Here is a 10972-nt window from a genome sequence, read left to right on the forward strand (position 1 = left end):
CACCATGAGCCACGCCGCATTCGACACCCCACCGGTCCGCCTCCCGCTGCGCGTCGAGCTGTTCGTGCTGGCCCACAACGACAGCGGCGCTCCGCTGGCTCACCTGCCATCCCTGTCGCTCGCGCTGGCCGGGGCCATCCTCACCAACCTGGTCGCGCCGATCGAACGGGTCCGCGTCGTCAGCGACGCTGCCATAGCTGTGCACCGGCAACCCACCGGCGACCCGGTCGCCGACTGGGCGCTGACATTCCTGGCCCGCCACCACCGTTCGCTGTCCGTCCGTGAGGCCGTGCGGCTGCTCGGCGAGCACGCCTACGACAAGGTCACCGCGGGACTCATCGCCGGCGGCCTTGTCGAGCAGGTCACCAGACGCCGCATGCTCGGCCGGGTCACCGCGTACCCACCGACAGACCCTGCGGTCATTCACCGCGTCCGTGGGCGGCTGCGGTACGGCGTCCTCGGTTACGACGACCCCGACCTGCAGACCGACGCTCTCGCCGGTCTACTACGGGCCCTGCGACTCGAATCCGAGCTGTACCTCGACGGCTTCGACACCGACCTACGCGACCGGCTCCGCCAGATGCTCGCCCGCGCCGGGCACCACACACCCGCCACCGAAAAGATCATCTGCGCCGTCGAAGACCTCATCGGCGAGACCGCCGTATCGGTGTACCGATGAGCACCCACGACACCGCCACAAGCAGCGGGCAGCCACCACCACCGAGGGCGATCACGAGCGCCCCAGTCGGCACCAGGGGAACGACCATGGGAACTGAGGCGATGAGCTGGGCGCCCGCCGAGCTTGATCTGAGCCGCCCGAACGCCGCGCGGATGTACGACTACTTCCTCGGCGGCAGCCACAACTTCGCAGCCGACCGTCAAGCCGCCGACGCGGTCCTCGCCGTCGCACCCCACGTCGCTGACGCTGCCCGCGCCAACCGAGCGTTCCTGCGCCGCTCCGTCCGATACGCGCTGCAGCAGGGCATACGCCAGTTCATCGACCTCGGCTCAGGCATACCGACCGTCGGCAACGTCCACGACATCGCCCACTCCGTCAACGCCGATGCGCGGGTCCTCTACGTCGACGTCGAGCCGGTGGCCGTGGCGCATGCTAGGGCCCTGCTGGGCGTCGACCCGCGAGTCGACGTCATCCAAGCCGACATCTGCTTCCCGGACTTCATTCTCGACAACCCCGCCACCCAGCGGCTGATCAACCTCGCCCGCCCGGTGGCCATCCTGTTCGTCTCGGTCCTGCACTTCATCCCCGGCGATGTCAACGCCATCGTGGAACCCTTCCGCGCCGCGGCGAGTCCCGGCAGCGCCCTCGTCATCTCCCACGCGACCTCCGGCACGGCCACCAGCCAGACCGAGGAGGTCCAGCGGCTGTACCAGCGCACCCCCACTCCACTGCAACTCCGCCACCTCGCCGATGTCCAGGCGCTGTTCGGTGACTTCGCCATGGTCGCGCCCCAACCTGGCGCAGCGTCGCGCCCAGGCGGCGCCGTACTCGTCCCGGTGTCTCACTGGCGCCCCGACCCCGAGGACCACCTCCCGGCGGAGGGTTCGTCGGCGAGCCCCTTCCTCGCCAGCTTCCTCGCCGGAGTTGGCATGAAAGGACCCGCTGTCATGACGGAACAGCCAAGGTCAGAACCGGCCGGACAAAGCGCATCCCGGCCATCGGGCAGGCGCTGATGTTCATCGGACTCGCCGGGCCGACGGGTGCCGGCAAGACGACCCTCGCACAGCGACTCGCCGAGCGTCTCGGAGCGCGTCTGATGCGCGACCCGTTCGTCCACAACCCCGCTCTACCGAAGCTCTACGACTCGGGGAAGACCTACCCAGTGGCCCTGGCTCTCCAGGTCGAGTTGACCTTCCTGGCGCTGCGCGTCGCGCAACTTCGCGAGATCCACGACCTGCTCGCCCGCGGCACCCCCGTCGTGGCGGACTGGTCCATGGCGCAGCAGGTCATCTTCGCCCACACCACCCTGCCGCCCGAGGACGCGAGTCGGGTGAGGAAGACCTGCGCCACCTGGAGCGACGCCGCCGCACGACCCGACCTTCTCATCGCCCTGACCGCACCAGCGTCGGTCCTGGCCCGCCGAATCGCGCAACGCGGCAGACCCATGGAATCCGCGCTGTCCACCGCCTACCTCGAACACCTCACCCGAGCCTTCGACACACCGCTCGGTGACTACGCCAGCCGAATCATCCGGCTCGACACCAGCGAATTCGACGCCTTCAACGACGAAGACGTCGACGCGCTCCTTGCCCGCCTACCAGCCCTGGAGAGGTCATGACCGAAACCGACGTCGCACAACCCCGCACTGCCCACGCGCCTCCCTGCAGCAGGGTCATGATCACCGGTCCGGGCCAGGTGGAGATCGTCCGCGAGCACCTGCCCGCACTCGGCCTCGACGACGTCTACGCCGAATCGGTCGTTTCCGGCATCAGCCACGGCACCGAGATGGCTTGGGTAGCCGGAGACGCCGCCGCGCTGCACCGGTCGTGGGACCCGCAGCGACGCATCTTCCTCGACGGTGCCGGCAGGGACTTTCCGGTAGCGCCCGGCTACGAGACCATCGCGCGGGTCACCGCCGTCGGTGAGGCCGCTGTCGGCAAAGTCAACATCGGCGACCTCGTCACTCTCGACCGCCCGCACGGCACCGCGCACATCATCCCCGCAGACGCCGCCGCAGCGAGCCGTCTACCGACTGGCATCGACGCCGAACGCGCGGTCTTCTTCATCCTGGCGCGCGTCGCCCTCGGCGGCGTCCACGACGCCGAGGTACGCCTCGGCGACACCGTCGTCGTGGTCGGGCTCGGCACCGTCGGCCTTCTCGCCGGCCAGCTCGCGCGGCTCGCCGGAGCCGCCAAGGTCATCGGGGTGGATCGTTACCCGCTGCGTCTGGACACCGCCGACTCCCTCGGCATCACACCCGTGCACGCCGCCACCGCTGACGACGTCGCCGTGCAGGTTCGCAAGCTCTGCGGCCCCCAGGGCGCGGACGTCGCCGTCGAAGCCTCCGGCTCCTACCGTGGCCTGCACGAGGCGATCCGCTGCGTCCGGGTGGGCGGCCGGGTCGCGACGGTCGCCTCCTACCACGGCGACCAGGACGGCCTACGACTCGGCGAGGAGTACCACCGCAACCGCATCACCCTGATCTCCTCCATGACCGTCAACGGCTGCCCACAGCGCGCCCACCCCGCCTGGGACCTGCCCCGACTCAGCGCCTCGGCCCGAGATCTGGTCATCAGTGGGCACGTTCATGTCGACAGCCTGGTGACCCACCGCTTTCCCTTCAGCGAGGCGGCCAAGGCGTACCACCTGATCGCCCAGCGCCCCGAGGAGACCATCAAGGTGGTGCTGACCTATGACAAGTAGCAGCCACGACGTCCTCAACCCCGTCGACGACCGCTACACCCCTGCACCCTGCGGTGAACTCGACGAAATCCGCGCCACCCTCGACGACGGCCGCCTCTCCGGCGGCGCCCCCGTCCTCGCCCTCTACGAACAGGCGCTCGCCAAACGCTTCGGTGCCCGCCGCGCCATCGCCGTCAACTCGGGAACCTCCGCGCTGCACGCCGCGCTCATCGCCCTCGGCGTCCGACCCGGCACCGAGGTCCTCGTTCCGGCCACCGCGCCCCTGCCGACCGCCATGCCGGTACTCACCTGCGGAGCCACGCCCGTCCCCGTCGACACCCTGCCCGAATCCCTCGCCCTCGACCCCGCCGACATCCAGCGCAAGCTCACCGGACGCACCCGCGCCGCCATCACGCTGCCGCTCTGGGGCTACCCCAACGACGAACGAGCCAGCGCGGACCTCCTCGCCCAGGCGGGAGTTCCGGTCATCGAGGACGCATGCCAAGCCCACGGCACCCGCGTCGGCAACCGGTTCGCCGGCACCCACGGCGCAGTCGGCTGCTTCTCCACCCACGACCGCAAGCTCCTATCCACCGGGGAGGGGGGCTTCGTCCTCACCGACGACGAGGAACTCGGCGAGCGCATCGACTGGTACACCCACCTCGGCCACCTGCGCGGCACCACCCACGGCGTCAACTACAAGCTTGCCGGCCCCCTGGCCGCCATCGGCCTGCGCCGTCTCAAGCTCCTCGACGGTCAACTCGACCGACGCCGCCGCAACGCCCAACGCATCCTCGCCGCGTTGCCTCCCGGCGGCCTGCTGCGGGAACTGCCGTACGGCGTCCAGGACAAGCCGAACTACTACAACCTCGTCCTCACCATCAAGGACCACATCCCCCAAGTCGTCGCCGCGTTCGAAGCCGCCGGACTCCCACCCGACTCGATCCGGTGGCGCTACCGGCCGCTGTACCACCAGCCCATCTTCCAGCCCTACGCCAACCAGTGCCCCAACGCCGAACACCTCGCCACGACCACCGTGCAGCTCCCCGTTCACCCCGGAATGACGGACGCGACCGTAGCGTGGATGGCCGACCGCGTAGCCCAGATCGCCCAGGGAGAAACCCGAGCATGATCCGCCATTTCACCAGCTCAGCCATCGTCTTCAACGACGAGGGCGACGTCCTGCTCGTGCACCACAACAAGATTGACCTGTGGCTGTACCCCGGCGGACACGTCGACCCCAACGAAGACCCCGCCGAAGCGGCACTTCGCGAAGTCCACGAGGAGACCGGGATCATTGCCGACATCCTCGGTCCGCAGCCGTTCCGGCACCCCGCCGTACGAAGCATCCCGAGCCCGTTCGCCATCATCGAGATGGACATCGAAGACCGCAAGGTCGGACCACACCGGCACATCGACTTCGTCTACGTCTGCCAAGCCACTGGCGGGAACCTGACTACCCAGGTCGAAGAGGTTGGAGGCGCGAGGTGGGTGCCCGTCGAGAAGATAGCGGCTCTCCGCACGCCTGCTGAACTTCCCGCTCTCATCACCGAAGCCGCCAGGTTGATTCCTCAACCGGCTTGAGAACTGCGGTGGCGAGAACCAAGTGGAGGACGCCGGCGCAGTTTGCCCGGCGTCCTCCGGGCCAGCTCGTGTCACCCCCTGATGGTCGGTCACGAGGAGGATGCAGAGAGTAGGATTGATCGACTAGCCTCTACTGACTGTGGGGGCAATGGCTGACGATCATCGGCTTCAGGCGGAGCAGCGCGCCCGGGTCTTGATCGACCGGCAGCTTCGAGATGCCGGCTGGGTGGTGCAAGACCGCTCCGAGACCAACCTCTTCGCGGGCACGGGTGTGGCCGTCCGTGAGGCGATCATGGCGAAGGGCCACGGCCGGGTCGACTACCTTCTGTATGTCGACCAGCGGGTCGTCGGGGTGATCGAGGCCAAGCCGGAGGGAACCCCGCTATCGGGCGTGGAGTGGCAGTCGGCCTTGTACGCCGAAGGCCTACCGCCCGCGGTACGGCTCAAGGCGCTGACCCGCGACGGGCGGCTGCCGTTCGTGTTCGAGGCCAGCGGCTCGGAAACTCACTTCACCAACGGCTACGACCCTCAGCCCCGGGCACGGCGGATCTTCGCCTTCCCGCAACCCGGCACCCTAGCCAGGATCGTCCGCGGAGCGGAGGCCGATCCGAAACGGCCGACGTGGCGGGCGAAGGCCCGTCACCTGCCACCGCTGGACGTCGCGGCACTACGCCCGGCGCAGATCACGGCGATCGAGGGTATCGAGCGGTCGCTGGCCGAGCAGCGGTTCGACCGGTCGCTGGTGCAGATGGCCACCGGCGCCGGCAAGACCTACACGGCCGTGACCGAGTGCTACCGGCTGCTCAAGCATGGCGGGTTCACCCGGGTGCTGTTTCTGGTCGATCGCAACAACCTGGCCGACCAGACCTTGGCCGAGTTCCAGAACTACCGCACTCCGGGTGACGGGCGGCGGTTCACCGAGTTGTACAACGTCGACAAGCTCACCAGCGCCGGCATGTTGGGCAGCTCCAGCGTGGTGATCTCCACGATCCAGCGGGTCTACAAGGTGTTGGCCGGTGACACCGCTCCCGAGGGCGACGACCCGGGCCTCGACGGGTGTGTGCCGGACGCCCCGGTCAGCGTCGTCTACAACGCGGGGATGCCGCCGGAGACGTTCGACCTGGTGATCGTGGACGAGGCGCACCGCTCGATCTATGGGGTGTGGCGGGGGGTGCTGGAGTACTTCGACGCGCACATCGTCGGCCTGACCGCTACCCCCGGCAAGCAGACCTTCGGGTTCTTCCGGCAGAACCTGGTGTCGGAGTACACCTACCCGCAGTCGGTGGCCGACAACGTCAACGTCGACTTCGACCTGTACCGGATCAAGACCCAGATCAGCAGCCAGGGCTCGAAGATCGACGCCGGCACGGTCGTGCCGAAGGTCGATCGCCGCACCCGGGTCCAGCGACTGGAAACCCTGGACGAGGATCTGGAGTACACCCACAAGCAACTCGACCGGGCAGTGACGGCTACCTCGCAGATCCGCCTGGTGCTGGAGACGTTCCGTGACAAGCTGTTCACCGAGATCTTCCCCGGCCGGCACACAGTCCCCAAGACGCTGATCTTCTGCAAGGACGACGCCCACGCCGAGGAGGTTGTCACCACCGTCCGCGAGGTGTTCGGCAAGGGCAACGACTTCGCCGCGAAGATCACCTACAGTGCCCGCGACCCCAAGGGGCAGCTCCAGGCGTTCCGCAGCTCCGCCAGCCTGCGCGTTGCGGTCACCGTCGACATGATCGCCACCGGCACCGACGTCAAGCCCCTCGAATGCGTGTTCTTCATGCGGGACGTGCGCTCCGCGGCGTACTTCGAACAGATGAAAGGTCGCGGCGCCCGTACCATCGCCCCGGCAGACTTCCAGGCCGTCACCCCGGACGCCAGGGAAAAGACCCGGTTCGTCATCGTCGACGCCGTGGGCGTCACCGAACACGACTTCGTCGACCCACCCCTGAACCGGGAGAAGAGCGTCTCGCTCAAGCAACTGCTCGACAAGGCCGCCACCCTCACCCTCACCGAGGCCGAAACCGCCACCCTCGCCTCCCGGCTGGCCGCCCTGGAACTGCAACTCACCCCCGACGAGCGCAATGAACTCGACGCCGTCGCCGGCGGCCCGGTACGCGACATCGTCCGCGGCCTGGTCGACGCCGTCGACCCCGACAGCCAAGCCCGCGCCACCGCCGACACCGCCGACCCAGAAGCCGCCGTCCAAGCACTGCTCGACACCGCGGTACGACCCATCGCGGCGAACCCACAGCTACGCCAGCGGATCCTGGAGCTACGCCGCACCCACGACCGCATCATCGACGAAGTCAGCGTCGACGTGCTCGAAGACGCCTACGGCGTCGTCGACACCTCCCGCGCCCGGTCCATCGTCGATTCGTGGAGGGCGTACCTGGAGGAGCACCGCGACGAGATCACCGCGATCCAACTGTTGACCGAGGCGCGCGAACGGCGGATCTCCTTCGTCGACATCAAGGAGCTCGCCGATCGCATCCAGCGCCCGCCCCGCAACTGGACCATCGACCTCATCTGGGCCGCCCACGAAGCCATCGAGAGCAATCTCGTCCGGCACAGCGACCGGCACACCCTCACCGACCTGGTGTCGCTGATCCGATACACCATCGGGCAAGATAGCGAACTCGTGCCCTACGCGGAGAAGGTCCGCGAGCGGTACGCCGGCTGGCTCCGCCAACAGGAGCAGGCCGGAGTGACGTTCACCGAGACGGAGAGGTGGTGGCTAGACCGAATGGTCGAAGTGATCACCGCGTCAGCGGGCATCAGCCCCGACGACCTGGACAACGCCCCGTTCACCGAACGCGGCGGCATCGACGGCGCTATCCGCGATCTCGGCCCTCGCGCCGCCAGTCTTATTGATCAACTCAACACGGAGTTGACGGCGTGACCCCATCACCGGCTGGCTGGCGGCACGTCACGTTGAACGACCTGCAGGCCGATGAACCTCGCGCCATCACCGATGGCCCCTTCGGTTCCAACCTGACTAGCGCCCACTACACCGACAGTGGCCCGAGAGTGGTGCGCCTGCAGAACATTGGAGACGGCGTCTTCCACGACTTGCCCGCACACATCTCCGAGGAGCACTTTCAGGCGCTTCGACGGCACGAGGTACTACCCGGTGATCTGCTGGTGGCCTCACTCGGCGAAACTCTTCCGAGAGCTTGTCTTGCGCCGGCAGCTCTCGGACCGGCGATCGTGAAAGCGGACTGCATTCGGGTGCGCCTCTCGCCGAAAGTGGACAGCCGCTGGGTCATGTACGCGATGCAGCGGCCACAGGTCCGTAAGTGGGCGGATGAGCATCGGCACGGGGTGGGGCGACCGCGGCTTGGCTTGAAGGTCATTCGCCAGATTCCTATCCCGCTGCCACCGCTCGACCAGCAGCGGCGAATCGTAGACATCCTTGAAGACCACCTCTCTCGCCTCGACGCCGCGCGTGCTGCGGTTGACAACTCCGGGCTCAGGCTGAGTCGCTTTCGTCAGGCGATGTTGCAGTCAGTCCTTAACTCAGCGGCGTCTGCACCGGGATGCAGCATTCGGTCGATCGGTCAGATTGCCCTGGTAGGAACCGGCGCAACTCCTCTCAAAGCTCGACGAGATTTCTATGAGGGTGGGACGATTCCGTGGGTTACGAGTGCGGACTTAGCGCACGGCCTCATCGAACATCCGGCTCAGCTCATCACGCCGCGCGCTCTTGATGAGACGAATGTAAAGATCTTCCCGCCGGGAACTCTACTTGTTGCCATGTATGGAGAGGGAAAGACGCGGGGCACGGTCGGAGAACTGGCTGTGGCCGCGACGACTAATCAGGCGTGCGCAGCAATTCAACTGAATGACCCCACTCCCTCTAACCGTGCCTGGGTGCGAATGGCACTGGAAGCGAATTACTGGCAGATGCGGCGTCTCGCATCTGGCGGTGTCCAACCGAATCTCAACCTGCGCCTGGTTCGGCGAATAAGGATTCCGTTTCCGGACACGGAAACCCGCGATTCCATTTTGCATGTACGCGCCGGCCTTGAGGATGCGCGTCACCAACTGGCAATTACGTTGGAACGTGTCAAGAAACGCGAATCAAGCTTGCGGCGGGCGTTGCTTGAGGCAGCCTTTTCAGGCCGGCTTAACGGGCAGGCGAGTGACATGGACAGGGTTGAGGAGATGGCCGGTGTCTAACGCGCGGCGGTTGGTCGACAAGCTGTGGTCGTACTGCAATGTGCTGCGCGACGACGGTGTCGGCACGATTGAGTACACCGAGCAGCTCACGTACCTGCTATTCCTCAAGATGGCGCACGAGCGGGAGACCCGGCCGCTGAAGCCGGAACGGATCGTACCCGCGCACTGCTCGTGGCAGCGGCTGCTGGACGCCGAGGGTGACGACCTTGAGCTCACCTACCGGCACATCCTCGAAGACCTGGCCCGCCAGCCGGGCACGCTCGGCACGATCTACCGCAAGGCGCAGAACCGTATCCAGGACCCGGCGAAGCTCAAGCGGCTGATCGTCGACCTGATCGACCGGGAGAACTGGTCGGCCGCTGGCACCGACGTCAAGGGCGACGCGTACGAGGAACTGCTCTCCAAGGGCGCGGAGGACATCAAGTCCGGCGCCGGTCAGTACTTCACGCCCCGTGCGGTGATCCAGGCTATGGTCGACTGCGTCCAGCCGACCGTCCGCGACAGTGTGGTCGACCCAGCTGCCGGCACTGGTGGCTTCCTCTTAGCGGCGCACGAGTACGCGTCCCGCCACGCCGAGACATTGACGCCGACCGAGCGCGCCCACCTGCGCGACACCTTCGTGCACGGCGTGGAATTGGTTGACGGCACCGCCCGGCTCGCCGCGATGAACCTGCTGCTGCACGGCATCGGCACCCCGACCGGCGACAGTCTCATAGAGGTCAAGGACGCGCTGATCGCCGACCCAAGCCACCGGTACTCGGTGGTGCTGTCCAACCCGCCATTCGGCCGCAAGTCCTCCCTCACAATGGTTGGCGCGGACGGCCGCGAGGCCCGCGAGGAGCGGGAGATCGAACGGCCGGACTTCGTCGTCACCACCGCCAACAAGCAGCTCAACTTCCTTCAGCACATCGCCACGATTCTCGACATCAACGGTCGGGCCGCAGTAGTCCTGCCAGACAACGTGCTGTTCGAGGGCGGGGCGGGGGAGACGCTGCGGCGGCGGCTGCTGCGGGACTTCGACCTGCACACCATGCTGCGCCTGCCCACCGGGATCTTCTACGCCCAAGGCGTCAAGGCCAACGTGCTGTTCTTCGACAAGAAACCCGCCGCCGAAAGCCCCTGGACCGACCGGCTGTGGATCTACGACCTGCGCACCAACCAGCACTTCACTCTCAAACAGAACCCGCTACGCCGCCAACACCTCGACGACTTCGTCGCCTGCTACCTGCCTGGCAAGTCCCGACCCGAGCGCGTCGAGACCGAGCGGTTCAAGTCCTTCACGTACGACGAGCTGCTCGCCCGAGACAAGGTCAACCTCGACATCACCTGGCTGCGCGACGAGTCCCTGGAGGACATGGAAAACCTCCCGGCACCCGAGGTCATCGCCCGAGAGATCGTCGAGGATCTCACCGCAGCCCTTGCCGAATTCGAGGCTGTCGCTGCCGCGTTGGAAGCCACCGCCACGGCCGACCCCATGCCGTCATCAGGGCCGTTAGTTTGAGATGCTCACCGCGTGAGGATGTTCTTGGCGCGTTGAGCGCGTACCAGTCGGATGACGTCCGGATTGGTCTGGCAGTAGCAGTCTGAGCGCGGTCGACGATCGTCGACCATGTCGGGCCGGGGGCCGTACAGCGTGTCGTACTCGATCTGGCGGATCGGGACACGGTTGCCTCCGGGGTGGGTGCGGGCGATCAGCGCACCGACCATGAGGCTCGCGGCTTGCTGAGCGACGAATGCTGCCGATGGCTGATACAGATCTTGAATGGCCAGGTTTGTCCACTGTGGCTCGGCGTGTCGGCGTGATCTTTGGGACGCGGAGGCGTAGGCCGAGGTGATGAGGTATCC

The 10972-nt window shown here is 66.9% G+C and carries 10 protein-coding genes; 9 read left to right on the forward strand and 1 reads right to left on the reverse strand.

Translation table 11 applies throughout. The features are described 5' to 3' along the window. Positions 1–4: 4 nt before the first annotated feature. The 9 genes from AB0873_RS28835 (at position 5) to AB0873_RS28875 (ending at position 10628) form a co-directional block, all read left to right on the forward strand. Positions 5–679, forward strand: coding sequence for a GPP34 family phosphoprotein (locus AB0873_RS28835; RefSeq protein WP_366603627.1), 675 nt, complete (start codon positions 5–7; stop codon positions 677–679). A gap of 101 nt (positions 680–780) precedes the next feature. Continuing rightward, positions 781–1692 carry an SAM-dependent methyltransferase gene (locus AB0873_RS28840; protein WP_366603646.1) on the forward strand — a complete coding sequence of 304 codons (912 nt, stop codon included), beginning with the start codon at positions 781–783 and terminating at the stop codon, positions 1690–1692. After that, on the forward strand, positions 1692–2297 hold the full coding sequence (locus AB0873_RS28845) for a deoxynucleoside kinase (RefSeq protein ID WP_366603629.1): 606 nt from the start codon (positions 1692–1694) through the stop codon (positions 2295–2297). Before AB0873_RS28840 ends, AB0873_RS28845 begins: the two co-directional genes overlap by 1 nt. A 56-nt stretch (positions 2298–2353) precedes the next feature. Next, entirely contained in the window at positions 2354–3382 is a 1029-nt protein-coding gene (locus AB0873_RS28850) for a zinc-binding alcohol dehydrogenase (protein WP_366603631.1), read from the forward strand. Beyond that, positions 3372–4493 carry a DegT/DnrJ/EryC1/StrS family aminotransferase gene (locus AB0873_RS28855; RefSeq protein WP_366603632.1) on the forward strand — a complete coding sequence of 374 codons (1122 nt, stop codon included), beginning with the start codon at positions 3372–3374 and terminating at the stop codon, positions 4491–4493. The genes AB0873_RS28850 and AB0873_RS28855 overlap by 11 nt, the downstream gene beginning before the upstream one ends. Continuing rightward, positions 4490–4945, forward strand: coding sequence for an NUDIX domain-containing protein (locus tag AB0873_RS28860; RefSeq protein ID WP_366603635.1), 456 nt, complete (start codon positions 4490–4492; stop codon positions 4943–4945). The genes AB0873_RS28855 and AB0873_RS28860 overlap by 4 nt, the downstream gene beginning before the upstream one ends. A 148-nt stretch (positions 4946–5093) precedes the next feature. Further along, positions 5094–7847, forward strand: coding sequence for a DEAD/DEAH box helicase family protein (locus AB0873_RS28865; RefSeq protein ID WP_366603637.1), 2754 nt, complete (start codon positions 5094–5096; stop codon positions 7845–7847). A gap of 32 nt (positions 7848–7879) precedes the next feature. After that, a complete protein-coding gene (locus tag AB0873_RS28870) occupies positions 7880–9127 on the forward strand; it encodes a restriction endonuclease subunit S (protein ID WP_366603638.1) in 1248 nt (415 codons plus the stop codon). Continuing rightward, positions 9120–10628, forward strand: a complete 1509-nt coding sequence (locus AB0873_RS28875; RefSeq protein ID WP_366603640.1) for a class I SAM-dependent DNA methyltransferase — start codon at positions 9120–9122, stop codon at positions 10626–10628. The genes AB0873_RS28870 and AB0873_RS28875 overlap by 8 nt, the downstream gene beginning before the upstream one ends. A 5-nt stretch (positions 10629–10633) precedes the next feature. Here the strand turns inward: AB0873_RS28875 and AB0873_RS28880 are convergent. Further along, a partial coding sequence (locus AB0873_RS28880; RefSeq protein ID WP_366603642.1) for a hypothetical protein occupies positions 10634–10972 on the reverse strand: 339 nt, incomplete at its 5' end.

Origin of the sequence: Micromonospora sp. NPDC047707 (assembly GCF_040704235.1) — a bacterium.
In the GTDB taxonomy this organism is placed as follows: Bacteria; Actinomycetota; Actinomycetes; order Mycobacteriales; family Micromonosporaceae; genus Micromonospora.